The sequence below is a fragment of the Streptosporangium heterodermiicola genome (assembly GCF_051390675.1).
In the GTDB taxonomy this organism is placed as follows: domain Bacteria; phylum Actinomycetota; class Actinomycetes; order Streptosporangiales; family Streptosporangiaceae; genus Streptosporangium.
The window spans coordinates 99,298-123,636 of sequence record NZ_JBPJSR010000020.1 but is presented as its reverse complement, the minus strand read 5'-3'; the positions used below and the strand labels follow the sequence as shown (position 1 = coordinate 123,636).

Genomic DNA, 24,339 nt, shown 5'->3' with positions numbered 1-24,339 from the left:
CGTCCCTAGCCTGATCGCGAAACAGGGAGGGGCACATGACCGGAACCGATCGGGGCGCCCGGCGGGACGCGGCGGCGCGGCTGGCCCGGGAGCGGCGCTGGGCGGACCTGTGGGACCTGGTCCGGCGGCGGCTCCCCCTGGTCGAGGCGGACAGCGTCCTGCCGCTGTTCGACGAGCGGTGGCGGCCGGACGGCCCGGAACGCCCCCTGTTCGACCTGCTCGCCGCGACCCCGCCCGGAACCGTGGAGGAGGCGCGCGCCACCCTGACCGCCGACCCCCTGCTGGAGATCCCCGTCGACGGCTGGATCGTCACCGGCTCCCTGTCCCCGGACGGCCGGTGGCTGGCGGTCCACCTGAGAAGCTGGAACTCCGCGCACGGCCACGAACTCCAGGTGTTCGACCTCGACGACGGACGCCAGGTCGCCCGCCGGGCGGGAGGCGCCGACTCCGGGGTGATGCTGAACAGGGGCGCGTCCGTCTTCAGCATGGACTGGATCCCCCCGAACCCCTTCCTCGGTCTCGTACGCAACGACGCCGCGGGCGGGACGATGCTGCAGCCGGAGGAGTTCTCCCTGATCGCGGGGCTGGCCTGGCTGGACCGCGACCGCTTCGCGGTGCTGGCCCGGCACTACCCCCGGCTCGGCCGCGACCCGGAGCCCGCCGACTGCCACCTGACCTACTACACCGGCGAGGGCGAGCGCGCCGAACGGGTCGTCCTGGAGGAGGACCTGGTCTGGGGCGAGCGGGGGGTGGACATCCTGCCGTCGCACCTGGCCGCCGACCCGTCCTCCGGCCTGCTCGCCGTGGACGGTCGTACGCTGCGTATCATCAGGCCGCCCCGCCACGTCCTGGCCCGCTCACCGGAACAGGAGAACCTTCGCGAGCTGTGCTTCCTGGCGCCGGACCGCCTCGCCGCGGCGGGCGACGAGTGCCTGGAGATCTGGCGGGCGACCGGCGCGACCCTGGAACGGGTACGAGGCATCGGCCTGCGCCCCCGGCGGAAGCGACACCACCCGATCCTCGTCCCGCAGCGCCACGAGATCGTGTTCCTGGACGGGATCCCCGGCTCCGGTGCGGGCGGCCTGGTCCGCTACGTCGACGCCGAGACCCTGGCCGGCGTCACGGGACCGCGCGAGCTGTCCGACTCGATCGGCGTCGGGCTGTGGAGCGCCGCCGACGGCTCCCGGCACGCGCTGGCCGTGGAAAGCGCGGTCTACGTCGTACGCGACCCGGCGGCCGGAGCCGTCGCCACCCTGGCCGGACGCCCCCCGTCCGCCCTCCGGCCGGCCGACCTCCCCACGCTCGACTCCGTACGGCCCGCCACGGAACCCGTACGCCACCTGCTGGCCCTGCTGCGCGCGGCGGCGCGCCCGGGGGAGGTGCGGCGCGGTCAGTGAGGAGAGCCGTCGCGGTGCCGGTAGAACTCCGCGCGCTCGGCGGCGAGCGGGGTGTTGCCGAGGATGAGGTCGGCCGCCTTCTCCGCGACCATCATGACCGGCGCGTAGATGTTGCCGTTGGTCACGTACGGCATCACCGAGGCGTCCACCACGCGCAGCCCGTCGAGGCCGTGGACCCGCATGGACAGCGGGTCGACCACGGACATGGGGTCGACGCCCATCCGCGCGGTGCACGACGGGTGCAGCGCGGTCTCGCCGTCCCTGGCCACCCAGTCGAGGATCTCCTCGTCGGTCTCGACCCCGGGGCCCGGTGACAGCTCCCCCGCGTTGAACGCGTCCATCGCGGGCTGGTTCAGGATGTCGCGGGCGACCCGGACGGCCTCCACCCACTCGCGCCGGTCCTGGGCGGTGGACAGGTAGTTGAAGCGCAGCGCCGGGTGGACCCGGGGGTCGGTGCTCGTGATCTTCACCGAGCCGCGCGAGTCGGAGTACATCGGCCCGATGTGCACCTGGTAGCCGTGCCCGCCCGCCGGGGCGGAGCCGTCGTAGCGGACCGCGATGGGCAGGAAGTGGAACATCAGGTTGGGGTAGTCGACGTCGTCGTTGCTCCGGGTGAAGCCGCCCGCCTCGAAGTGGTTGGTCGCGCCGGGGCCGCTGCGCAGGAACAGCCAGCGCGCGCCGACCAGCGGCCGGTTGCGCCACCTCATCGCGGGCTGCACCGACACCGGCTCCTTGCAGCCGTACTGGATGTAGACCTCAAGGTGGTCCTGGAGATTCTCGCCGACGCCCGGCAGGTCGTGCACGACGTCGACGCCGAGGGCGTCCAGTTCGGCGGCGTCGCCCACCCCGGAGAGCTGGAGCAGCTGCGGGGTGTTGATCGCGCCGCCGCACAGGATCACCTCGCCCGCGTGGACCGTCCGGCCGTCGTACTCGACGCCGACCGCGCGGTTCCCCTCGAAGAGGATGCCGGTGACGTGCGCCCGCGTCCTCACCTCCAGGTTGGGACGGTTCATGACCGGACGCAGGTAGGCGCGGGCGGCCGACAGGCGGCGGCCCCTGCTGATGTTGCGGTCGAAGCGGGCGAAGCCCTCCTGGCGGTAGCCGTTGACGTCGTCGGTCAGCGGGTACCCGGCCTGCTGCACCGCCTCGAAGAAGGCGCCGAACAGCGGGTTGCGCACCGGCCCGCGCTCCAGCACCAGGGGACCGCCCCGCCCGCGCCAGGAGTCGGCGGGGTCGGCGGCCAGGCAGTTCTCCATGCGCTTGAAATACGGCAGGCAGTGGGCGAAGTCCCAGGTGCTCATGCCCTCGTCTGCGCCCCAGCGCTCGTAGTCCATCGGGTTGCCGCGCTGGAAGATCATCCCGTTGATGCTGCTGGAGCCGCCCAGCACCTTGCCCCTGGCGTGGTAGATCCGGCGGCCGTTCATGTGCGGCTCGGGCTCGGACTCGTACCTCCAGTCGTAGAAGCGGCTCCCGATGGGGAAGGGCAGCGCGGCCGGCATGTGGATGAAGACGTCCCACGGGTAGTCCGGGCGGCCCGCCTCCAGCACCAGCACCCGGTTGGCGGGGTCGGCGGACAACCGGTTCGCGAGGGCGCTTCCCGCCGAGCCGCCCCCGACGATGACGAAGTCGTACATGTCTGCCTCGCCTCGTTCAGCAGGAGGTAATGGCCAAAATTGTAGCGAATAGCGCAATGTGCTGCACCATTCGCAACGGTGATTGTTCCTTCGATGGCGTTCGTTGCCCCCAGCGCCTACAGTCCCGCTATGGGCAACGATCCCCTCGGCGGCCGTACCGCCGACAGCAGTGGCGGAGTCCAGTCCGTCGACCGGGCCATCACCATCCTGGAGATCCTCTCCGAGCGCCGCGAGGCCGGGGTGAGCGAGATAGCCCAGGAGATATCGGTGCACAAGTCGACGGCGTTCCGGCTGCTGGGCGCGCTGGAGTCGCGCGGCCTGGTCGAGCAGGCCGAGGAGCGGGGGAAGTACCGCCTCAGCTTCGGGATCATCCGCCTCGCGGGCGGAGTGGCCTCCCGGCTCGACCTCACCCAGCAGAGCCGCCCCGTCTGCCGCCGCCTCGCCGAGGAGATCGGCGAGACGGTCAACATCGCCGTGCTCCGCTCCCACTACGCGGTCAACCTGGACCAGGTACGCGGCCCGGCGGCGGTCACCACGCACAACTGGGTCGGAGAGCTCACCCCGCTGCACGCCACCTCCAGCGGCAAGGTCCTGCTCGCCCACCTCGACGACCTGCACCGGACCCGGCTGGTCACGGCGGGCGGCCTGGAGCCGTACACCCCGAACACGATCACCTCGGCCGACGCGCTGGAGAAGCAGCTTCTCCAGGCCCGCGAGCGGGGCTACGCCGTCACCGTCGAGGAGTACGAGATCGGCCTGAACGCCGTCGCGGCCCCCATCCGCTCCCACGACGGCGAGATCGTCGCCGCGGTCAGCGCGTCCGGCCCGGCCTACCGCTTCGGCGAGGAGCGGCTGCACGAGCTGGCGGCGGTCATGATCGCCGGAGCCCTGGACATCAGCCACCGCCTGGGCCACACCGAACGCGCCTGATCCCTCGCTCCCGGGAATCGTTCCCGGGAGTCGTTTCCAGGAGCCGTTCCCGGGAGTCGCTCCCGGGAAGACCACGCGCCCGGCCGGAGCCCCGGTCCTGACCGGCGGCCCGCCGGACCACGCCGCCCGGCGAGCGACGCCGTGCGGAAACGGTAATGCGATGGTCTGGCTTTGGTCCGGTTATGGGCGGTTCGTTCCATAACTGCTCATTGGGCGGTTACCTTCGATAATGACCTGACCTGGGCTTTCACAAGGAAGCGCACAGGAGGGCCGCGGGGAAGAAGGAAGGGGGCGCGGTTTTGGGAGGCGGATCCTCGAGAGGCAAGTGCCGCAGATCGTTCCTTCCGCACTCGCTTCGCGCACGCACCACGCTGGGTGTCACCGGCCTGGCCCTGATCTTCCTCACCGCGATCGGTACCGGCCTGAACTTCCTGATCCTCAACCGGGTCCAGGCCCAGATCTTCGACGAGGCGGAGCGGGTCGCCGTCAACTGGGGCGCGTCCCTCCGGCCGGACGGCACGCCACCACCGGTTCCCAGGACACGCGTCGACCTCCTCCAGCTCGTCGACTCCCGAGGCCGGGTGGTGACGGCCGGCGCCGCGGCGGCGGGCAGGCCACCCCTGAGCACGCTGAGGCCCCCGGCCGACGACCGGATCCAGACTCGCACGGAGTGCTCCGGCCAGGGCGAGTGCGTCATGCTGGCCGCCTTCAGGGTCCCCCGGCCGGAGACCTCCGCGCTCCGGCCGGACGAGCCCCTCTTCGTCTACGCCGGGATGACGCGGCCGCCCATCCTGGCCGACAACCGCATGCAGCTCCTCACCGCCGCCGGAGTCCTGCTGGGCGTGGCCCTCGCGGCGTGGGTGAACTGGTGGGCGGCGGGCCGGAACCTGCGCCCGGTGGAGGCGATCCGCGAGCACCTGTCCCACATCACGGTGAGCGACCTGAGCCTGCGCGTGCCCCAGCCTCCCGGCTGCAACGAGTACGCGCTGCTCGTCTGCACCGTCAACCAGACCCTGGCCAGGCTGGACGAGGCGGTGAAGCTGCAACGCCGGTTCGCCTCCACCACCTCCCACGAGCTCAGGACCCCGCTCACCGGCCTGCGTACCCGGCTGGAGGAGGCGGTGCTCTATCCCGGCGACGTCGACCCCCGCGAGACCGTCCGGGAGGCGTTGTCGATCACCGGGCGGCTGGAGACGATCGTCGACGACCTGCTGGTGCTGGCCCGCCTCCGCGCCGGCATCCCGGTGGCGCACGAGCCGATCGACCTCGGCGCGCTGGTCGCCCAGGAGGCCGCCGCCCAGGCGGGGGGCGTGCCGGTGCACGTCCACGTCGATCGCGACGTGTACGTCCGGGGCAACCGGATCCAGCTGGTCCGGGTCCTGAACAACCTCCTGGCCAACGCCCGGCGGCACGCCGGAAGCGTGGTCGAGGTCACCGCCGGGCGCGCGGACGGCCAGGTCGTCGTCACGGTGACCGACGACGGGGACGGCATCGCACCCCAGGACCGCGAACGGGTCTTCGAACGCTTCGTCCGCCTGGACGACGGGCGGCGCCGCGAACCCGGCGGCAGCGGGCTCGGCCTGGCCATCTCCCGTGACATCGCCCAGGCCCACCACGGAACCCTGCTCATCGAGGACACCCCGCGAGGCGCGCGGTTCGCCCTCCGCCTGCCGGTCCAGCGGGAGACACCCGTCCTGGCCGACCAGGCGCCGGACCTCCGCGACCTCGACCGCCTCCCGGACCACGCCGAACAGCACTGAGCGCCACGGTCCTCCCCGGTCGCCGTACGCGTTCACGGGCACCCGGCGGCCCCGAGCCCCGCCTCACCGTGCAGGCCGGACCCGCGGCCGCCCGCGTGATGCCGGGCTCAGGGGGCCGGGGGTGGGACGCCTGCCGCGCGTGGTGGTCCAGCAGGCGGATGAGCAGGTGCGTGAACTGGTCGCGTTCGGCGGGGGCCAGCGGGGCGAGCAGCTCCTCGTGGAGGTCGTCCAGGACCTTGTCGAGGCGGGCGTCGGCCCGCTACCGCGACGGCCGGGCACCCCACCAGGCGAGCGGCCTGCGACTGACCGGCACCGCGGTACGGACACCGGCGGGCTGGCGATTCCGCGAGCATCGGATCACGCCCGCCTGGACGCGCGAGAACCGATCTCTCCTTGGGGCGTGCCCCGACCCCGGCCCGGGGCCCGCGCTTCGCGGCGTCCGGCTTGACCTTGACACGGTGACAAGGTCTTCACTGGGGCCGAGGAGGTGGTCCCGATGACCATGCCGAAACAGGACACGGACGCGATCCGATCCTTCCAGGGGCTGGAGGACGCCCGCTCGTCGGTGCGGCTACGGGCGGCGCTGGCGGCCGGAACGACCCCTGACCCGCGGTTCGTCGACAAGCTCGTCCAGCGATGCGCGATCGAGCCCGACTTCTACGTACGCGACATGCTTACATGGGCACTCACCCGCCACCCGGCGGCGGCGACGGTCCCGAGGCTCGTCGACGAGGTCCGTTCGGAGCGCGCGCAGGCGCGAAGCCAGGCGTTGCACACGCTGTCCAAGATCGGGGATCGGCGGGCGTGGCCGGCGATCACCCGGGCGCTCCTGACCGACGCCGACGACGAGGTGGCGCGGAGCGCCTGGCGGGCGGCGGTCGTGCTCGTGCCCGAAGGCGAGGAGACCGAGCTGGCCGCGGTGCTGTCGGCACAGCTCGGGCGCGGCGGGCGTGAGACGCGGCTGAGCCTCAGCCGGGCGCTGACCGCGCTCGGTGAGGTGATCGCGCCGGCCCTGCGCGCCGCGATGACACACCTCGACCCTCGCGTACGCGCGCACGCGATCGCCACGGAACGGCTGTTGCGCGACCCGGACACCGGGTTCGAGTTCGCGATCGAGGAGGCGAAGCGTGTCGTGGCCCTCGGCGAGAACGGCGGGGAGGGATGATGGAGGGTGTTGATCGGTGAGGTGGCACGACGGTCCGGGGTCAGCGCCCGCATGCTCAGGCACTACGACTCGCTCGGCCTGGTGCGGCCGACGGGCCGCAGTGACGCCGGCTACCGGGAGTACTCCGGCGAGGACATCCGGCGGATCTTCCACATCGAGAGCCTGCGGTCGCTGGGGCTGTCGCTGCGTGACGTCAAGCGCGCGCTCGACGACCCCGGCTTCGTGCCCTCGGAGCTCGTCGACGACCTCGTCCGCCAGGCGCGAGAGCGCATCGCTGCCGAGACGGAGCTGCTCACGCGGCTCCGCCGGATCGGTGCCGCGGACCCCAGCGGCTGGGAGGACGTCCTGCGGATCGTCGCGCTCCTCCAGGCGCTGGGGTCGAAGAGCGCCGGCAAGCGCCAGCGCGCGGCCCTGGCCTCCGCCGAGGAGGTGCCGGTGGAGGCACTGGTCGAGGCGGTGCTGAGCGAGCAGGACCCGCACGTCGCCGGAGCCCTTCGATGGGCTCTGGCGCGATCGGGCGACGACGGGCTGGCGCTGCTGGCGGAGGGCCTCGGCTCGCCGGTGGCCGAGGTGCGCAAACGCGCCGTCCAGTCCATCGCCGAGATCCCGGACGGTGTGGCGACCGCCCTGCTGCGGGACGCCCTCGCGAACCCCGACATCGTGGTCCGCGGGTACGCCGCCCTGGCGCTCGGGGCACGTGGAGTCGCCGACGCGGTCCCGACGCTCATCGACATGGTCGTCGAGGGGACGAACGACGTCGACGCGGCCGACGCGCTGGGCGCTCTGGCGAGCCGTCCCGCCCTGGTGGATCGGATCGCCGGCGGGCTCGTCGACCGTCTCGGCCACGACACCGCCGAACCGTCCGCACGCCGGCGGCTGACGCAGGCGCTCGCGGACGTCCCGGGCGACACGGTGTCCCGTGCCCTCGCGGAGCTGTCACACGACGAGGACCGTGCCGTCGCGCTCACCGCGACGTACATCCTCGGGCTGCGCGGCGAGCGATGACGGCTCACCCGCGCCACCGGAACGGGGATGGGTCCGGAAGGACATTTGTCCCGGAGGGTTCGGGATCGATGGATCTGCTGCAGCGGCCCGCCCGCTGACAGCGTGGAGGGCATGAGACGGAGATCGAGATCGACGGGTGCCGCGATGGCGGCGGCGGCGCTGGTGTCGGCGTGCGCGGGCGCGCCCCCGGAGCGGGCGCCGGAGCGGGCCGGTGAGAACGTGGTCCGGACGGACGCGGGAGCCGTACGGGGAACGGTGACCGGCGAGCACCGGATCTTCCAGGGGATTCCCTACGCGGCTCCGCCGGTGGGTGAGCTGCGGTGGAACTCACCGGCGCCGGTGAGAGCCTGGACCGGGGTCAAGGAGGCCACCAGGCCGGGCAGCGTGTGCCCGCAGGTGGGAAGCGACTACGCGAAGGTGACCGGCTCCGACGAGGACTGCCTGTTCCTCAACGTGACGGCGCCGCGCGCGCCGAAGAGGAACCGGCCGGTGATGGTGTGGATCCACGGCGACGGCGCCCTGGGCTCCGGCGACCTCAGCGACGTGCGCCGGATCGCCACGCGCGGGGACGTGGTGGTCGTCACGATCAACTACCGGCTCGGGATCTTCGGGGGCTTCGGGTACCCGGGGCTCAAGGGGTCGGGCACGTACGGCCTGCGGGACCAGCAGGCGGCGCTGCGCTGGGTCCGCCGCAACGCCGCCGCGTTCGGCGGGGACCCGGCGAACGTGACGGTGTTCGGCGTCTCGTGGGGCGCGCTGAGCATCAGCGGGCACCTGACCTCGCCGGGTGGCGGAGGCCTGTTCGACCGGGCCGTCATGCAGAGCGGCGAGGGCATGATGGACATGCTCGCCGGCAGCATGGGCGAGGGCGTCCCCGCCTACCCGTCCTACGCCTGGCGCACCGTGGCGGAGGTCGAGAGGATGGGCACGTACGTGTCCCCGAGGCTCGGCTGCGAGGATCTCCGCTGCCTGCGGGCCCTCCCGGTGGAGAGGATCCTCGGGGTGCCGCAGATCATGAACATGTTCCAGACGTACGCCTACGGAGGCGAGACGCTGCCCGGATCGCCGTCCGCGGAGATGCGGGCGGGTCGTTTCCACCGGGTCCCGGTGATCTCCGGGGCGACCCGCGACGAGCACCGGATCTTCGTCGGCTTGTTCCACGACGCGGCGGGCGAGCCGGTCACCGCCAAGCGGTACGGCGAGCTGCTGAGGACCGCGTTCGGCGAGGACGCGGCGAGGGTGCGCGCGGAGTACCCGCCCGCCCGGTACGGCTCGCCGGGGCTGGCGTGGGCCGCCGCGATCACCGACCGCATGTGGGCCAGGGCCACCTTCGAGCAGAACCGGCTGCTCAGCGGGAAGGCGCCGACGTACGCCTATCGGTTCGCCGACCGCCGGGCCCCGATGTTCCTGCCGTTGAAGACGGACTTCCCCTGGGGGGCCTACCACGCGGGCGACATGCCGTACCTGTTCACCGAGAAGGCGGTCACGTTCACCCCGGCCCAGCGGAGGCTGTCGGACCAGATGATCGCCTACTGGACCAACTTCGCCCGGACGGGCGACCCCAACGGAGCGGGGCTGCCCCGCTGGGAGCGTTTCGACCGTGCCGCCCCCGTCCCGTACACCCAGTCCCTGGAGCCTGACGCGGTCGGACCGGTCGACTACGCCGCCGACCACAACCTCGCCTTCTGGGCATCCCGGTAGTGACCGGGTCCCCTGGTCCGGCGAGTACGACACCGCCCCCGGCCCTCCGCGATCGGCCGGAGGCGGTGCCGTGCGGGAACGGCGGATCAGGCGACGGCCCCGATCCGGTACCGGCCGCCGTCGCCACAGCAGAACTCGTAGTCCCGGGTCACGTCCCCGGTGACGGTCTGGCCTCCGATGGTGTCGTGGGGGTCGAGGTCGTCGTACTCCATGAGACGGAGCTGGGCGCCGACCGGGACGCACTTGTCGACCTCGACCCGCTGACCCGCGGACATCGACACGTAGGTCGAGGTCGTCGGCCAGATCTTCGCGCCGTTGCTCGTGATGTACACCTCGTCACGGCCGACCTCGCTGACCGTGAGAGCCCGGAGGCCGTCGAGGAACACGCCGGCGCCACAGGTGAGCGCGGCCTTCTCCTGGGCCAGGTTCGCGTCGGCGACCGCCGCCGGGGTTCCGGCCAGCGCGAGGCATCCGGCCACCGTGGCCGCGACCGCGAGCTTCGGCAGCTTCCGCCGGGCGCGCATCCCGGTTCCCCTCTGTCCCCCGTGGGAGTTCTCTTCGACTCGCATTCGTGTGCACTCTCCGTTTCGACTGCTGGTGATGTGCGTTCGCGCCACGCGTGCACCCCGCCCCCGGCGGGCGCGTGGCTCTCCTTGTCTCCGTCAGATCTACGGCAGAGCCACTCGCACGGACCAGGATTGGGCACGGTCCTGTCGGTAAACCTGGAGTTCGTGTCCGTTTTCGACAGGGTGTGCGCACCTGACCGGGCGTAGCGTGTCGGCGACCGTGAACCGGGAGGTCAACGGCTATCAGCCGGGTGAGGGGACGACCGTGCGGCCCGACTACACGTACGGCGGCTGTGACGAACCGCACGGCGCGCGAAGCTTCGGAGGCGTCGTCCTCCGGCCTAAATACGTTGGCGTCGCGGTCCTTGATCGGGCTAGCTTGGCTTCCGTCATGCGCCGGGCGGATGTGCCCTGTCCGCGCCCGCGAGCCAACAGATGGGAGACGCGGGATGACTGCCCAGCTCGTCGCGCTCTGCTTCGACGCGAACGACCCGCTCCGTCTCGCGCGTTTCTGGGCCGGGGTTCTGAGCTGGGAGACGGTCGACGACCCCCGTGACGGCATCACGCTCCTGCCGGGCGACGACACCGGGTTCCGGATCCGGTGTCTTCCGTCCCAGGAGAAGAAGACCCGCCAGAACCAGATGCACTTCGATCTGACGAGCACGTCCCTGGAGGACCAGCGGCGGACGGTGGCGAAGGCCCTCGAACTCGGTGCGCGGCACATCGACATCGGGCAACTCCCCGAAGAGGATCACGTGGTGCTCGCCGACCCCGAAGGCAACGAGTTCTGCGTCATCGGGCCGGACAACAAGTTCCTCGCCGACTGCGGATTCGTCGGAGCGCTCGCGTGCGACGGTTCGCAGGAGGTCGGATACTTCTGGAGCGAGGCGCTGGGCTGGCCGCTGGTCTGGGACCAGGACCAGGAGACCGCGATCCGCTCGCCGCACGGCGGCCCGAAGATCACGTGGGGCGGTCCGCCGGTGGCGCCGAAGACCGGGAAGAACAGGCTGCGCTTCGACCTCGCCCCATCCCCGAACGGCGATCAGGAGGCGGAGGTCGCCCGTCTCGTCTCCCTCGGAGCGACACGGATCGACGTCGGCCCGCACGAGGCCGGTCAGGTGATGATGGCCGATCCCGATGGCAACGAGTTCTGTGTGCGGAGCTCTCGATAGCGTGACCCCGGCCCGGGGGCGGCGCGTCCCCGGCTCCCCCTGTGGCACGGTGTGACGCCGGCGACGCCGCAGCTCGCGGTGACGTGATCGCCGCCCCTTTCCGTTCGTGACGTCATGATCATTGGTCGGTACGGAGACAGGACCCATCGGCTTCCGGGGGTGAACCCGGGCGGCCGACAGAGGCGACGTGCTTAACCGTCCTCGGCGGTGCGGGCGTTCCGGTCAGCGGTGGGAACCGAAGGACGGGCTCGACGCGATCACGTGCGCCCGGTGGCGCGAGCCCCGCCGGCACCCCGTGATCCTTACCCGTACGCGGCCGCGGGCCGGCCTCGGTCCACGGGCCGCGACCAGATGCCGGCTCACTCGGCGCCGGGCACCGCCCCTTAGTTGCGTACCTCGTACCCAGTGACTTAGTCTGGCCGCTTAACCGCGTACGACGTACCCAATTATGAGGGTGCGGAAGACCCGATCGCGGTCTTCGAGGGGCGGTCCGGACGAGAGGAATGAACGTGGCAGAACCCGTACACACCGTCAACGCGCTGCCGACTGCACGGCGGCCCGGCTGCCCCTTCGACCCGCCCGAGGCGCTGATCCAGGCTCGCGAGCACGGCCCGATCAGCCGCTACACCTTCCCCGGCGGGAAACCCGGCTGGCTGGTCACCGGCTACGACCTGGTCCGGTCGGTCCTGGCCGACTCGCGGTTCAGCTCCCGCAAGGAGCTCATGCGCACTCCGTACGTGGACATAGGCGACATCGAGATTCCTCCGGCGGCGCCCGGCGAGTTCCTCCTCATGGACGAGCCGCGCCACGGCCGCTACCGGAGACCGCTTGTGGGAAAGTTCACCGTACGGCGGATGCGGCTGCTCACCGAGCGCGTCGAGCAGATCACCGCCGAGCACCTGGACGCGATGGAGAAGGCCGGGCCGCCGGCGGACCTGGTGACCGCGTTCGCCGAGCCCATCCCCACCATGGTGATCTGTGAGCTGCTGGGGGTGCCGTACCGGGACCGGGGCTCCTTCCAGGAGCAGGCCGCGACGATCTTCGGTGGGGACGCGGAGGACCAGCTGGCCGCCTACCTCGCGATCCGGGAGTACATCGCACGGCTGGTGGCCGCCAAGCGCGCCGATCCCACCGACGACGTGCTCGGCGACCTGCTCGACAGCGACCTCACCGACGAGGAACTGACCGGGGTCGGCCTTCTTCTGCTGGCGGCCGGGCTCGACACCACCGCGAACATGCTGGCGCTGGGCACCTTCGCCCTGCTGAGCAACCCGGCGCAACTGGCCGCGCTGCGCGCCGATCCCGCGCTCGCCGACAAGGCCGTGGAGGAGCTGCTGCGGTATCTGAGCGTCGCCAAGACCTTCATGAGGACGGCCCTGGAGGACGTCGAGCTGGGCGGCCGGACCGTCGAGGCCGGGACGACGGTCGTCCTGTCGTACAACACCGCCAACCGTGACCCCGGGCGCTTCGCCGATCCCCACACGCTCGACCTCGGCAGGCAGGACGGCGGGCACCTGGCCTTCGGCCACGGCATCCACCAGTGCCTGGGCCAGCAACTGGCCCGCGTCGAGATGCGGGCCGCCTTCCCCGCCCTGGTCACCCGCTTCCCCACCCTGCGCCTGGCCGTACCGGCCGAGGAGGTCGTCCTGCGCCCGGAGACCGCGGACGTCTACGGGGTGAAGAGCCTCCCGGTCACCTGGGACGCGTGACGGACGAGGATCACCGGGGACGCCGGGCTCGACCTCGTCGTCCAGCCGGCCGGGTTCGCGTCGGAGACCACGCACATCCTCGTGATCACCGTTGGCGGGGGGCCGCTGGGCGTGACCCCTCTCCGAAAGCCATAGCGGCGGGGCCCGTCGGGCTGACGGGCCCCGCCCCTGTCCGGGGTGATCGGTGGCGAGCGGTGGGACCGGCCCGCTATCCGGCGTAGGTCTCGAACTCGGCGACCCTCGGCGTGCCGGTCGAGCCGGTGATCCTGAAGGTGATCTTGCTCAGCGAGGTCGGGGCGAAGGTGATGGTGCCCGCCCCGGTGCCGGACCTCAGGACGGTGCCGCCGTTGAGGAGCTGCCAGGACCCGATGCCGCCCGTGGAGCCCGACGCCTCACGGATGACGACCCTGGACACCGTCCTGGCGGAACTCCACTTGATCGAGATGTCACCGGTCGAGCCGGCCGGTGACCAGTAGGTGCTCAGGTTGCCGTCCCGCACGTTGCCGTAGCTCGTCCCGTCGGCCTTGCTGGAGCCGTCGGAGCCCGCCCCGATGCTGAGGTTGGTCCCGCCGGGCGGAGGGGTGATCGTGGGGGTGGGCGTGGGAGTCGGGGTCGGCGTCACCGTCGGCGTCGGGGTCGGGGTCGGCGTCTGCGGCGAGCAGCTGCCGTTCGACACCCGCAGCCCCTTGTTGGCGCCCGCCGTCTGGCGGACGATGTCCGGCACGCAGCTCGCCCCGTCGAGGCCGTAGGAGTACGGGACGCTGACGGTGGTGTTGGACTGCGGGTTGGGCCCGGCGGGGGCGTTGTCGCCGCCGGGGGCGGACCAGGTCACGTTGTCGAAGATGTTGCCTGCGACCTGCCAGTAACCGGCCTCGCTGGTGTAGAAGGTGCCCAGGACGTCCTTGGAATCCTTGAAGTAGTTGTTCTCCACCTTCGCGCGAGCCCCGGCCCGGGAGTTGATGCCGGACTCGTGGAGGCTCACGTAGGAGTTGTTGTAGATGTGGGCTATGCCGCCGCGCAGCAGCGGGGTGCGGGAGTCGATGTTCTCGTACAGGTTGTGGTGGAAGGTGATGAAGCCGTTCGAGCGGTCGCTCTCGCTCGACCCGATGAGCCCGCCGCGGCCGGAGTTGCGCAGGGTGCTGTAGGACAGGGTCACGTACTGGACGTTGTCCTTCATGTCGAAGAGGCCGTCGAAGCCCGCGTCCTCCCCGCCCGAGGCCTCCAGGGTGACGTGGTCGACCCAGACGTTGCGGACGGTGCTCTCCATGCCGATGGCGTCGCCGCCGTTGGAGGTGGGCGAGCCCGACTTCTTGACGTTCCGTACGGTGACGTTCTGGATGATGATGTTGCTGGAGTCGCGGATGTGGATGCCCAGCTGGTCGAAGACGGCCCCGTTGCCGACCCCGATGATCGTGACGTTGCTGATCTGCTTGAGTTCGATCACGCCGGCGGCGGTGTTGCAGCTTGAGCCCGACACCTTGGTGGTGTTGCCGTGGTTGATCGTTCCCTCGACCTCGATGGTGATCGGGGTGCTGCCGCTCGCCCGGCCGCACAGGGCCGCGTGGATCGCGGTCCCCGTGGTGGCCCGTACCGTCTGCCCGCCCGCGCCGCCGGTGGTCCCGCCGTTGCCGGTCGCGTAGCCGGTGGCGCTGCCGACCGCCGCCGACGCCCGCATGGCCGGTACGGCCACACCGACCGCGGCCACGGTGGCCGCCGCGGCCAGCGCCGCCTGGAGTCGCAACGCGACTGCTCGTCTCATCCTCGTCTCACCTTCGTGCTCGAACGCCTGGTCCGGGGGGTGGTCGCCGGCCGCCACGTGGCCGGCGTAGACGTGCGCGTACCTGAACCGGACGCGGGAGTGGCGGCACGCGAAGGTTCGGGGTTGTTCCTGTCGGCCCGCTTTTGGGCCGAGTGAAGGCGCACGAATCCATACAAGGCGGCACGGAAAGCGCTTTCCTGCCATTTGGACCATAACGTCGGCCGCCAAAAGGCGTCAATGGCGAGAACGGAAGCTGCAACAAAGCTGCAAACGCACATGTGAGATCAGCGCGACATCTCCCCCGCCCGCCCACCGGGACGCGGAGGCTCAGGCGTCGTTCGCGAGCCGGTCGCGCTGGATCCGGCAGGCGAGGGCGCGGCGCACGGAGGCCGGGGCGGCGGCGACGGCCTTCGAGGGGACGTCGAGACCACGGCTGATCTCGTCGTAGGCGTCCCGGTAGCCGCCGGGCAGCTCCGCCCGGTGCAGTCTCAGGTCCTCCTCGACGAGACGTCGCAGCTCGTCGACATGCTGGGGGTCGAAGCGCTTCCTTCCCCGGGCGATGGCGTTGACGTGGCGCGTACAGCGGGCGGCGCCCTGGAGGGTCTCGGAGATCTCCTCGGCGAGGCCCCACAGGCGCCCTTCGAGCCAGGGGGCGTCGCGCTGGTCGAGGGAGAGCTCCACCGAGGGAGGCGGGTCGCCCACCCCGTACTTCGTCACCTGCTTGGAGACGGCGGGCCGCGCGGCACCGGCCGGTCCGCGACCCCCGAGGACACCGCCTCCTACCGCTGCGACCGCCTGGCCGACGACGTCGAGGCGCTCCGCGAGCACCTCGGGCTTTCCCGGATGGACCTGCTCGGCCACTCCGCCGGCACGAACATCGCGACGCGGTACGCGGCCCGCCACCCGCACCGCGTCGGCAGACTCGCCCTGATCGGCCCCAGCACCCGGGCCGTCGGTATAGAGATCACCGGGGAGACGCGACGTGAGGTCGTACGGCTCCGCGAGAACGAGCCGTGGTTCCCGGCGGCGTTCGCCGCGCTGGAGGCGATCACCGAGGGCACCGGCGACGACTGGGAGGCCGTCGCCCCCTTCTTCCACGGCCGGTGGGACGCCGAGGCACGGAGGATCCACGCGGCCGGTCAGCCGGACAACGAGGAGGCCGTCGCCCTCTTCGCGGCCGAGGGCGCCTTCCACCCGGAGACCACCCGCGCGGCGCTCGCCACCTTCGAGGCCCCCGTCCTGCTGCTCACCGGGGAGTTCGACGTGAACAGCCCTCCCCGGTCGGCGGCCGAGTTCGCCGGGCTGTTCCCCGACGCCACGCTCGTGGTGCAGCCGGGGGCGGGCCACCACCCCTGGCTCGACGACGCCGACCGGTTCGTGGCGACCGTCGCGGCGTTCCTCGGCTGAGGGCCCCTCGCCCCGGGCCGTGAAATGGCCGCTCCCGGCCGGAGGCTGCTCCGGCTCGCCCCTCACCCTCACCCCGGGCCGCGAAGTGGCCGCGCCGGGAAAAGGGCGGCCCCGCGACCCCCGATCTGCCGTTGTGTGGTCGACGAAGGGGTCCTCCATCGTCCGATCGGCGGCCACAGGACAATGAAAGAGCGGTTAGAGCACCTGATTTCGGTGGTCGATCCACGGCTGAGTGTTCAGGTGACACCTCACGGGATGCGTTCGGGCTTGATGGGCGGGTTCGTAATCGCGACGCCGGACGGAGGAGGAGACGTACTGTGTGCGGAGACGGCCGTACGAGGTCTCATCACGAGCGATCGGGAAGGCGTCACGGCGGCCGTGGAGCGTTTCGCGGCGATCCGGACCGAGGCGCTGCCGCTGAACATGTCCATCGAGCTCATCCAAAGGGCGGTAGAGGAAAAGTGGACCTGAGTAACGCCACATGGGTCACGTCCAGTTTCTCCGGCGACAACGGCGGCGACTGTGTCGAGGTCGCGAAGCTCGGAGACACCACGGGCCACCCCGCCCTGGTCGCCGTACGCGACTCCAAGGACCCCGAAGGCCCCAAACTCCTTGGCGGCGTGCGGGCCGGCCGGTTCGGCCTCGGTTGAGAGGGCCGCTCCCGGCCGGGGTACGCCCGGCGGCCGGATCGCGAGCGGTCATCGAGTTCAATGGCACGGAACGTCCCGCTCCGCCGCATCGGCGCCGGAGCGCTCACCATGGCCGTGGAGGGGATCCGACGTGAGAAGCACGACCTCGTCCGTCGCGGGCGACCGGTACGCCCGCCTGTCGGTCACCGACCGGATGATGCTGAGGGTGGAACGGCCGTCGGCGCCCCAGCATGTCGCCGGGCTCTGCGTGGTGGAGGCGGCGCCGCTGCTCGACGCGGCCGGCGAGCTGGACCTGGACGCGATCAGGGACCGCCTTGAGCGGCGCCTGGCCCGGGTTCCCGAGCTGCGGCGGATGCTGCGCCCGACACCCCCGCTGTGCGGGCCCCCGCTCTGGGTGGACGACCCCGGCTTCTCGATCGAGCACCACGTGCACACCGTGCGCGTACCCGCGCCGGGTGACGAGGCGGCCGTCCTGGAGACCGCCGAGCGGCTGCTGCGCGACCCGCTCGACCGCTCGCGGCCGCTGTGGGACCTGCGGTTGCTGACCGGCCTGGAGAACGGCCGTGTCGGCCTGCTCGCCAGGGTCCACCACGCGCTCGTCGACGGCCTGGCGGCGATCGCGCTGATCACCGCCTTCCTGGACGTCGAGGCCGGGGCCGCCGACCCGCCCGCGACCGCGTGGCGGCCCGTACCTGCGCCCTCGAACCCGGCGCTCCTCCTCGACAACGCGCACGGGCGGCTGTCGGCGCTCGGCTCGGCTCTCGCGCACCCGGTACGGACCGCGCGGGCGCTCGCCTCCGTGGCGGGCTTCGCGGCGCGCCTGCTTCCCGGCGTCGACGCCGCCCCGCGGACCTCGCTCAACGCGCCGATCGGGTCCGGTCGCCGGCTGCGCGTCGTACGGCTGGACCTGGAGACCGCCGCGAAGGTGGCGCGCGCCCACGGGGCCAAGGTCAACGACCTGCTCCTGGCCGTCGTCATGGGAGGCGTCCGCGAGCTCCTGCTCGGGCGCGGCGAGTCCGTCGCGGGCCTCGACCTGGTGGTCGCGATCCCGGCGTCGATACGGCACGCGGACGAGGCCCGCGAGCTGGGCAACGCGGTGGGCGCGCTGTACTGCCGGATACCGGCCGGGGAGCCGGACGCCACCCGGCGCCTGGACCTGGTCTCCGCCGTGACCCGCGACGCCAAGGCCACCCAGCACCTGTCCCAGGAGGGCTCGACCCTCATGTACGGCCTGCTCGGCTGGGCCGCGGCGCTCGGGGTGTCCCTGGAGGACCACCAGCGGTCGATCAACTTCCAGGTCGCGAACGTCCCGGGACCGGAGGCCCCGCTCTATCTGTTCGGTGCCCCCATAGAGGACGTGATACCGATCACGGAACTCGCCGGCAACCTGACCCTGACGGTGGCCGCGCTCTCCTATCGCGGGCGGCTCACCCTCACGGTGACCGCCGACCGCGGTGGCTGCGCCGACGTGGACGTCCTCACCGACGGGATGCGGCGGGCATGGATGGAGCTGACGGAACTGACAGGGGCCACGGCGTCTTTGGAAAGCTCCACGCCGGGGACCCGGCGGCTGACACGGGACTGACCCGCGTCAGGAACCGTCCGGGGCCGGGGAGCGGCGGACCAGCCTGACCACGACGCTCTTGGACGTGGGCGTGTTGGAGGTCTCCGCGACCGAGTCGAGCGGCACGAGCACGTTGGTCTCCGGGAAGTACGCGGCGCAGCAGCCCCGGGCGGTCGGGTAGGCGACCGCGCGGAACGACTCCGCCGTGCGCTCCCCGTCGGGCCACTCGCTGACCAGGTCCACCGTGTCGCCGTCGGCCAGACCCCGTTCGGCCAGGTCGTCGGCGTGCACGAAGACCACCCTGCGGCCGTTGCGGATGCCCCGGTAGCGGTCGTCCATGCCGTAGATCGTGGTGTTGTACTGGTCGTGGCTGCGGACCGTCTGGAGCAGCAGCCGCCCCGGCGGGACCCGCAGCACCTCCAGGTGGTTGACGGTGAAGTTGGCCTTGCCCGTCGCGGTCGGGAAGCGGCGCTCGTCGCGGGGCCCGTTGGGCAGCGTGAAACCGCCCGAGAGGCGGGCGCGCAGGTTGAAGTCCTCGAACCCGGGCACCACCCGGGAGACGCGGTCGCGGATCACGTCGTAGTCGGCCGCGAACAGCTCCCAGGGCACGTGCGGGTCGGCGCCGAACAGCTCCGTCGCCAGGCGGCAGACGATGTCCACCTCGGAGAGCAGGTCGTCGGAGGCGGGCGGCAGGTTGCCCCGCGAGGCGTGGACCATGCCCATGGAGTCCTCGACCGTGACGAAGCGGCCCGCGCGGCCACCGCGTGCGACGTCGCGTTCGGTGCGTCCCAGCGTGGGCAGGATGAGCGCCTCGCGCCCGCACACGGCGTGGGAGCGGTTGAGCTTGGTCGACACCTGCACCGTGAGCCTGGCCCGGCGCATCGCCTCCTCGGTCACCGCCGTGTCGGGGGTCGCGGCCACGAAGTTGCCGCCCATCGCGACGAAGACCTTCGCCCGCTCCGACCGCAGGGCGCGGATCGCCTCGACGGTGTCGAAGCCGGGGTGGCGAGGCGGCTCGAAGCCGAACTCGGCGCGCAGCGCGTCGAGGAACCAGGCCGGCGGCCTCTCGTAGATGCCCATGGTGCGGTCGCCCTGGACGTTGGAGTGCCCGCGGACCGGGCACACCCCGGCCCCCGGGCGGCCCACGTTGCCACGCAGCAGCAGGAAGTTGACGACCTCCCTGATGGTGGCGACGGAGTTCTTGTGCTGGGTGAGGCCCATCGCCCAGCAGACGATGACCGACTTCGCGCCGAGCACCTCCCGTACGGCGTCCTCGACGGCCGGGCGGTCCAGGCCGGTAGCCTCCTCGACCTCCGCCCAGTCCAGGGAGCGCAGGTCCTCGGCCCACTTGTCGAAGCCGTGGGTGTGGGTCTCGACGAAGGCGCGGTCGACCACGGTGCCGGGGGCGGCGTCCTCCGCTTCGAGCAGGAGCAGCGACATGGCCTGGAAGAGCGCGAGGTCGCCGTTCAGGCGGATCTGCAGGAACCGGTCGGCCAGCGTGGTGCCCCTGCCCACCAGCCCCGAGGCCTTCTGCGGGTTCTTGAAGCGGAGCAGCCCGGCCTCGGGCAGCGGGTTGACCGCGATGATCCTGGCGCCGCCGCGCTTGGCCCGCTCCAGCGCCGACAGCATGCGCGGGTGGTTGGTGCCGGGGTTCTGGCCGACCACGAAGACGAGGTCGGACTGGTACAGGTCCTCCAGCGAGACCGTGCCCTTGCCGATGCCGAGGGTCTCGTTGAGCGCCGAGCCGCTGGACTCGTGGCACATGTTGGAGCAGTCGGGCAGGTTGTTGGTGCCGAACCTGCGCACCAGGAGCTGGTACGCGAACGCGGCCTCGTTGGAGGTGCGGCCGGAGGTGTAGAACAGCGCCTCGTCGGGGCTGTCGAGGGCGCGCAGCTCGCGGGCGATGATGGCGAACGCGTCGTCCCAGCTCACCGGCACGTAGTGGTCGGAACCCTCGGGCCGGTGCATCGGCTCGGTGAGCCGTCCCTGCTGGCCGAGCCAGTAGTCGGTGTGCCGGGCCAGGTCGCCCACGGTGTGCCGGGCGAAGAAGTCGCGGGTGACCCTGCGGACGGTGGCCTCCTCGGCCACCGCCTTGGCGCCGTTCTCGCAGAACTCGGCCGGGCTGCGGTGCCCGCCCTCTGGCCAGGCGCAACCCGGGCAGTCGAAGCCCTCCTTCTGGTTGACCACGGCGAGGGTGCGCAGGGTGCGGCCGACGCCCATCTGGGCGTTCGCGGCCTTCAGCGACCGGGTCACCCCGGGGATGCCGGCGGCCCACTCCTTGGGCGGGCCGACCTCGATGCCGTCCTCGTTGACGTCGTCGCGCGGGGCCTTCCTGGCCATCCTCGCGCCTCCTTCCGGCCGGTCACCTTCGCGAACGCACAATACAGGCGCTCAGCCGGGCCCGGTTCGCGGCCCGGTCCGCAGCCTGTCGAGCACCCAGTCGTGGAAGGCCCCGATGTGGTGCTCGCTGGGCACCAGGACCCCACCCTCAGCGTACGCCCGGGAGTTCATCGCGGGCTGGCAGCGCTCGCAGGCCTCGAAGTCCTGGACGTTGACGCGGTGGAAGAGCTCGACGGACGGGCCGAGATCCCGGCCCGAGTCCACGACGTCACCGAGGAAGAGCCAGTCGCACTCCACGATCGTCCGGTCGGCCGCCAGCGGGAACATCCGGTGCAGGATCACGTGGTCGGGCACGAGGTTGACGAAGACCTGCGGCTTGATGGTGATCGCGTAGTAGCGGCGGTCCTGGTCCTCGCCGACCCCGGGGATGCGGTCGACGCCCTCGGAGCCGTCGACGGTGAACCCCCGGATCTCCTCGCCGAACTCCGCCCCGTGCCCGACGAAGGACTGCGCCGCGTACCCGTCGGCGAACTCGGGCAGCACCTCGGTGAGCTCGGGATGGATGGTGGCGCAGTGGTAGCACTCCATGAAGTTCTCGACGATGAGCTTCCAGTTCGCCTTCACGTCGTAGACGATCCTGCGGCCCACCCGGAGGTTGGCGATGTCGTAGTTCTCGATGGACCTCTCGTCGCCCAGCCTGTGCGTCGCCTCGGCGATCACGTCCGCCTCGAACGACGGCGGCTCGTCCGCGAGGCACACCCACACGTAACCGATCCACTCGCGCACGTGGACGTTGATCAGCCCGTACTCCACCCGGTCGATGTCGGGCATCCTGGTGAGGTTCGGCGCGGCGATCAGCTTGCCGTCGAGGTCGTAGGTCCACGCGTGGTACGGGCACTGGAAGGACCGCTTGACCTCGCCGGACTCCTCGGTCCGTATCCGGGCGCCCCGGTGGCGGCACACGTTGAGGAAGGCCCGGATCGAGCCGTCCCTGGCCCGGGTGACGAGGACGCTCTCGCGGCCCACCTGGACGGTTTTGAAGGCTCCCGGCTTACCGAGGTCGGACGCGCGGGCGACGCAGAACCACATCGTCTCGAAGACGCGTGCCTGCTCCAGGGCGAAGACGTTCTCGTCGGTGTAGTAGCTGCCGGGCAGGGTGGCGATCACGCTGGGGGGCAGGCTTCTCGCGGTCACGGTCGCTCCTCCTCACGCGGCGCTCGCGTCTCCACGCGACTCGCCTCCTCACCTGGCGCTCGCGGCTCTGCGCGGCTCGTGTCATTGCGCGGTGCTCGCGTCTTTGCGCGGCTCGTGTCGTTGAGCGGTGATCGCGTCCTCACGCGGTGCTCGCGCGGACGCCGGGCGGCAGGTTCGGGGGCTCCTCGGAGGGGATGACGTAGACGGTGCCGTCCTCGACCACCACCCGGTGGGTGCGCAGCGGCAGCTTGGCGGGAGGAGAGCTCGGCCGTCCCGTCCGCAGGTCGAAGCTCGACGCGTGCAGCGGGCACTCGATCTCGCAGCCCTCCAGCCACCCGTCGGATAGGGAGGCGTCCTGGTGGGTGCAGGTGTCGTCCACGGCGTAGATCTCGCCGTCCTCGGTGTGGAAGACGGCGATGGGCGGGTCGACGTCGAGCCGGTGGGCCTCACCTGGTGGCAGGGCCGCGAGGGGACAGGCAGGGATCATCGCAACAAACCCCAGTTTCGTAAGGCGGAACAGGCAGCGCTATACGCAACAGCGTGACCTCAGGAAATCCCGATGTCAAGAGTCGCCACCTGGGTCTCCCCCATGGTCACGCAGGGTTTCCCGGACAAGTCCGGGAGGTCCCACGGTTCCGACGTTCCGACGTTCCGACGAGGGTACGTACACGCGATGATCGCGCCGCCGCCGGACGCACCGTCCGGGAAAGCGGTCCCGCGCCTTCGCGGGATCACGCGTAGGCGTCGGCGCCGAGTTTGACCGCGACGAGCAGGCCGCAGGTGGCGGCGCCGAGCCGGAGGGCGCGGCCGGGCAGGCGGCGGGCGATCGGCGGCCCGAGCAGGCCGCCCAGGAAGAATCCCAGCGAGAGCGGCACCACCGCCGACCACTGCACCGGGCCGAAGAGGGCGAAGCCGATCGTCGCCACACCGTTCGCCATCGAGGACACGACGGACTTGATCGCGTTGACCCTGGCCGGCGTCTGGTCGAGCACGGCCGAGAGCACCGCGAACATGAGGATCCCGCCCGCGGCCCCGAAGTAGCCGATGTAGACGGCGACGCCGAAGAGCGCGGCGCGCGCCGCCCATCCGTCCTCGCCGCCGAAGCCTCCCTCGGCCCTGGGCGGGCGGATCAGCAGCAGCGAGGCGACCGCGATCAGCCACGGCGCTATCGCCTCGAACGTGTCGGAAGGGGTCAACAGCAGCAGCACCGACCCCACCGCCCCGCCGATCAGGGTCATCACGCCGAGCCGCAGGACCCTGCCGCCCTGCCCGGCGAGCTCGGGCCGCGACCCGAGCGCCGCCCCCACCCCGTGGAAGGTCAGCGCCACCGTGTTCGTGACGTTCGCGGTCAGCGGCGGCAGGCCGAACGCGAGCAGTGCCGGGTAGGAGACCATCGACGCCAGGCTCACCACCGTACCGACCACCCCGGCCAGTGTCCCGGCTCCGAGCAGCCCCAGCATCTCAGCGACGTCCACGGGGGCACAGCCAATCACACGCCCCCGCACGGCATGCCATGGCCCCCGGCTATGGGGCGGGGCCTGCGAGATCGTACAGTGGCCGCCGTGACGAATATGGCGCAGATGGTGGCTTTCGCCGGCGTGATGACACTCGGGGCGATGTCTCCCGGGCCCGACTTCGCCGTGGTCGTCCGGCGTTCCGCCGTGTCCGGCCGCGCGTACGGCATGGCCGCCGCGGCCGGGGTCTCGGTCGGGGTGTTCGTCTGGGTGCTGGCCGCGGCGAGCGGCATCGCGGCTCTGCTGGCGACTTCGGCCATGGCGTTCACCGTGGTCAAGGTCGTCGGGGCCGGCTACCTGCTGTATCTCGGGGTCAGGGCCTGGCGTGCGGCTCTGCGCAAGGGCGGCGACCTGCGGCTGGATCCGCCCGACCCAGGAAGGCGCGGCCCGCTGGCGGCGTTCACCGAGGGGCTGCTGACGAACATGCTCAACCCCAAGGCGGCGCTGTTCCTCATCGCGCTGGTGCCCCAGTTCGTCTCCGGCGACGCCGGGCTGGGAGACGCGCTGGTGCTGTCGCTGATCGCGGTGGCGGGGACCGTACTGTGGTTCCTCCTGGTGGCCAACATCGTGGGGGCACTGCGCCGACTGTTCGCCAGGCCAGCCGTACGCAGGACCGTGGACGGGCTCACCGGAACCGCGCTGGTCGCCCTCGGCGTCAACCTGGCCGTCGCCGGCCGCTCGTAGAAGGGACGCGGACCAAGTAACGCCGAAAAGGGCCGATCTCCTGGTCACGGCGGTGTCAGACCGTCCCGGTTCACGTGTGCGCGCGGAAGGGTGTCGCGGATGCCGCGGAACTCAGGGCCGCGTCGTGCGTGTGCGGGTGCTTCGCTTTCGGTGCCAAGGCGTCGACGGGGGCGGAGGAAGAGGGCACC

21 protein-coding genes are annotated in these 24,339 nt (G+C 71.6%); 13 read left to right on the top strand and 8 right to left on the bottom strand.

From position 1 onward, the window contains the following. The first annotated feature begins 35 nt into the window (after positions 1 to 35). On the top strand, positions 36 to 1,397 hold the full coding sequence (locus tag ACSC1Q_RS33675) for a hypothetical protein (protein ID WP_436762741.1): 1,362 nt from the start codon (positions 36 to 38) through the stop codon (positions 1,395 to 1,397). Here ACSC1Q_RS33675 and betA read toward each other — a convergent pair. Continuing rightward, positions 1,391 to 3,031, bottom strand: coding sequence for a choline dehydrogenase (betA, locus tag ACSC1Q_RS33670; protein WP_436762740.1), 1,641 nt, complete (start codon positions 3,029 to 3,031; stop codon positions 1,391 to 1,393). The two genes, ACSC1Q_RS33675 and betA, sit on opposite strands and share 7 nt — an antisense overlap. Positions 3,032 to 3,160: 129 nt before the next feature. Between betA and ACSC1Q_RS33665 the strand changes: the two genes are divergently transcribed. The 5 genes from ACSC1Q_RS33665 (at position 3,161) to ACSC1Q_RS33645 (ending at position 9,592) form a co-directional block, all read left to right on the top strand. Then, complete coding sequence (locus tag ACSC1Q_RS33665; RefSeq protein ID WP_436762739.1) at positions 3,161 to 3,961, top strand: IclR family transcriptional regulator; 801 nt, start codon at positions 3,161 to 3,163, stop codon at positions 3,959 to 3,961. A gap of 299 nt (positions 3,962 to 4,260) precedes the next feature. After that, complete coding sequence (locus ACSC1Q_RS33660; RefSeq protein ID WP_436762738.1) at positions 4,261 to 5,721, top strand: sensor histidine kinase; 1,461 nt, start codon at positions 4,261 to 4,263, stop codon at positions 5,719 to 5,721. 496 nt (positions 5,722 to 6,217) lie between these two features. After that, a complete protein-coding gene (locus tag ACSC1Q_RS33655; RefSeq protein ID WP_436762737.1) occupies positions 6,218 to 6,886 on the top strand; it encodes a HEAT repeat domain-containing protein in 669 nt (222 codons plus the stop codon). 6 nt (positions 6,887 to 6,892) lie between these two features. Further along, the gene (locus tag ACSC1Q_RS33650) at positions 6,893 to 7,891 is read left to right on the top strand and encodes a MerR family transcriptional regulator (protein ID WP_436762736.1); all 999 of its coding nucleotides are present in this window, start codon (positions 6,893 to 6,895) and stop codon (positions 7,889 to 7,891) included. Positions 7,892 to 8,002: 111 nt separating this feature from the next. Next, complete coding sequence (locus tag ACSC1Q_RS33645; protein WP_436762735.1) at positions 8,003 to 9,592, top strand: carboxylesterase/lipase family protein; 1,590 nt, start codon at positions 8,003 to 8,005, stop codon at positions 9,590 to 9,592. Positions 9,593 to 9,678: 86 nt separating this feature from the next. Here ACSC1Q_RS33645 and ACSC1Q_RS33640 read toward each other — a convergent pair whose 3' ends face one another. Then, entirely contained in the window at positions 9,679 to 10,116 is a 438-nt protein-coding gene (locus ACSC1Q_RS33640; protein WP_436762734.1) for a hypothetical protein, read from the bottom strand. A 491-nt stretch (positions 10,117 to 10,607) separates the two neighbouring features. Here ACSC1Q_RS33640 and ACSC1Q_RS33635 point away from each other — a divergent pair, with 491 nt between their 5' ends. Together ACSC1Q_RS33635 and ACSC1Q_RS33630 are read left to right on the top strand one after the other, a co-directional pair. After that, positions 10,608 to 11,330 carry a VOC family protein gene (locus tag ACSC1Q_RS33635; RefSeq protein ID WP_436762733.1) on the top strand — a complete coding sequence of 241 codons (723 nt, stop codon included), beginning with the start codon at positions 10,608 to 10,610 and terminating at the stop codon, positions 11,328 to 11,330. Positions 11,331 to 11,839: 509 nt separating this feature from the next. Then, the gene (locus tag ACSC1Q_RS33630; protein ID WP_436762732.1) at positions 11,840 to 13,039 is read left to right on the top strand and encodes a cytochrome P450; all 1,200 of its coding nucleotides are present in this window, start codon (positions 11,840 to 11,842) and stop codon (positions 13,037 to 13,039) included. A 208-nt stretch (positions 13,040 to 13,247) separates the two neighbouring features. Here the strand turns inward: ACSC1Q_RS33630 and ACSC1Q_RS33625 are convergent, their stop codons facing one another. Together ACSC1Q_RS33625 and ACSC1Q_RS33620 are read right to left on the bottom strand one after the other, a co-directional pair. Then, the gene (locus tag ACSC1Q_RS33625; RefSeq protein WP_436762731.1) at positions 13,248 to 14,798 is read right to left on the bottom strand and encodes a pectate lyase family protein; all 1,551 of its coding nucleotides are present in this window, start codon (positions 14,796 to 14,798) and stop codon (positions 13,248 to 13,250) included. Between the two features lie 327 nt (positions 14,799 to 15,125). Then, the gene (locus ACSC1Q_RS33620; RefSeq protein ID WP_436762776.1) at positions 15,126 to 15,659 is read right to left on the bottom strand and encodes a hypothetical protein; all 534 of its coding nucleotides are present in this window, start codon (positions 15,657 to 15,659) and stop codon (positions 15,126 to 15,128) included. Here ACSC1Q_RS33620 and ACSC1Q_RS33615 point away from each other — a divergent pair. The 4 genes from ACSC1Q_RS33615 (at position 15,594) to ACSC1Q_RS33600 (ending at position 18,440) form a co-directional block, all read left to right on the top strand. Beyond that, the gene (locus tag ACSC1Q_RS33615) at positions 15,594 to 16,205 is read left to right on the top strand and encodes an alpha/beta fold hydrolase (RefSeq protein ID WP_436762775.1); all 612 of its coding nucleotides are present in this window, start codon (positions 15,594 to 15,596) and stop codon (positions 16,203 to 16,205) included. The genes ACSC1Q_RS33620 and ACSC1Q_RS33615 overlap by 66 nt on opposite strands. Before the next feature lie 24 nt (positions 16,206 to 16,229). Continuing rightward, a complete protein-coding gene (locus tag ACSC1Q_RS33610) occupies positions 16,230 to 16,676 on the top strand; it encodes a Scr1 family TA system antitoxin-like transcriptional regulator (RefSeq protein ID WP_436762730.1) in 447 nt (148 codons plus the stop codon). Further along, the gene (locus ACSC1Q_RS33605; protein ID WP_436762729.1) at positions 16,667 to 16,855 is read left to right on the top strand and encodes a DUF397 domain-containing protein; all 189 of its coding nucleotides are present in this window, start codon (positions 16,667 to 16,669) and stop codon (positions 16,853 to 16,855) included. Before ACSC1Q_RS33610 ends, ACSC1Q_RS33605 begins: the two co-directional genes overlap by 10 nt. Before the next feature lie 130 nt (positions 16,856 to 16,985). Next, positions 16,986 to 18,440, top strand: coding sequence for a wax ester/triacylglycerol synthase family O-acyltransferase (locus tag ACSC1Q_RS33600; protein WP_436762728.1), 1,455 nt, complete (start codon positions 16,986 to 16,988; stop codon positions 18,438 to 18,440). Between the two features lie 6 nt (positions 18,441 to 18,446). Here ACSC1Q_RS33600 and ACSC1Q_RS33595 read toward each other — a convergent pair whose 3' ends face one another. The 4 genes from ACSC1Q_RS33595 to ACSC1Q_RS33580 form a co-directional block, all read right to left on the bottom strand. Further along, positions 18,447 to 20,759: an FdhF/YdeP family oxidoreductase gene (locus tag ACSC1Q_RS33595; protein WP_436762727.1), complete on the bottom strand. Its 2,313-nt coding sequence runs from the start codon at positions 20,757 to 20,759 to the stop codon at positions 18,447 to 18,449. Positions 20,760 to 20,810: 51 nt separating this feature from the next. Continuing rightward, a complete protein-coding gene (locus tag ACSC1Q_RS33590) occupies positions 20,811 to 21,953 on the bottom strand; it encodes an aromatic ring-hydroxylating oxygenase subunit alpha (RefSeq protein WP_436762726.1) in 1,143 nt (380 codons plus the stop codon). Positions 21,954 to 22,092: 139 nt separating this feature from the next. Next, positions 22,093 to 22,440 (bottom strand): bifunctional 3-phenylpropionate/cinnamic acid dioxygenase ferredoxin subunit, encoded by a 348-nt coding sequence (locus ACSC1Q_RS33585; protein ID WP_436762725.1) that lies wholly within the window; start codon positions 22,438 to 22,440, stop codon positions 22,093 to 22,095. Between the two features lie 244 nt (positions 22,441 to 22,684). Next, the gene (locus ACSC1Q_RS33580; protein ID WP_436762724.1) at positions 22,685 to 23,428 is read right to left on the bottom strand and encodes a sulfite exporter TauE/SafE family protein; all 744 of its coding nucleotides are present in this window, start codon (positions 23,426 to 23,428) and stop codon (positions 22,685 to 22,687) included. Positions 23,429 to 23,569: 141 nt separating this feature from the next. Here ACSC1Q_RS33580 and ACSC1Q_RS33575 point away from each other — a divergent pair, with 141 nt between their 5' ends. Beyond that, positions 23,570 to 24,151 carry a LysE family translocator gene (locus ACSC1Q_RS33575; protein WP_436762723.1) on the top strand — a complete coding sequence of 194 codons (582 nt, stop codon included), beginning with the start codon at positions 23,570 to 23,572 and terminating at the stop codon, positions 24,149 to 24,151. Positions 24,152 to 24,339: the final 188 nt, after the last annotated feature.

Bases quoted from the DNA above. Each gene is read 5' to 3' on its own strand.
- ACSC1Q_RS33675 (WP_436762741.1), top strand. From the start codon at position 36: ATGACCGGAACCGATCGGGGCGCCCGGCGGGACGCGGCGGCGCGGCTG.
- betA (WP_436762740.1), bottom strand. From the start codon at position 3,031: ATGTACGACTTCGTCATCGTCGGGGGCGGCTCGGCGGGAAGCGCCCTC.
- ACSC1Q_RS33665 (WP_436762739.1), top strand. From the start codon at position 3,161: ATGGGCAACGATCCCCTCGGCGGCCGTACCGCCGACAGCAGTGGCGGA.
- ACSC1Q_RS33655 (WP_436762737.1), top strand. From the start codon at position 6,218: ATGACCATGCCGAAACAGGACACGGACGCGATCCGATCCTTCCAGGGG.
- ACSC1Q_RS33645 (WP_436762735.1), top strand. From the start codon at position 8,003: ATGAGACGGAGATCGAGATCGACGGGTGCCGCGATGGCGGCGGCGGCG.
- ACSC1Q_RS33640 (WP_436762734.1), bottom strand. From the start codon at position 10,116: ATGCGCGCCCGGCGGAAGCTGCCGAAGCTCGCGGTCGCGGCCACGGTG.
- ACSC1Q_RS33635 (WP_436762733.1), top strand. From the start codon at position 10,608: ATGACTGCCCAGCTCGTCGCGCTCTGCTTCGACGCGAACGACCCGCTC.
- ACSC1Q_RS33625 (WP_436762731.1), bottom strand. From the start codon at position 14,798: ATGAGACGAGCAGTCGCGTTGCGACTCCAGGCGGCGCTGGCCGCGGCG.
- ACSC1Q_RS33610 (WP_436762730.1), top strand. From the start codon at position 16,230: ATGGCCGCTCCCGGCCGGAGGCTGCTCCGGCTCGCCCCTCACCCTCAC.
- ACSC1Q_RS33595 (WP_436762727.1), bottom strand. From the start codon at position 20,759: ATGGCCAGGAAGGCCCCGCGCGACGACGTCAACGAGGACGGCATCGAG.
- ACSC1Q_RS33585 (WP_436762725.1), bottom strand. From the start codon at position 22,440: ATGATCCCTGCCTGTCCCCTCGCGGCCCTGCCACCAGGTGAGGCCCAC.
- ACSC1Q_RS33575 (WP_436762723.1), top strand. From the start codon at position 23,570: ATGTCTCCCGGGCCCGACTTCGCCGTGGTCGTCCGGCGTTCCGCCGTG.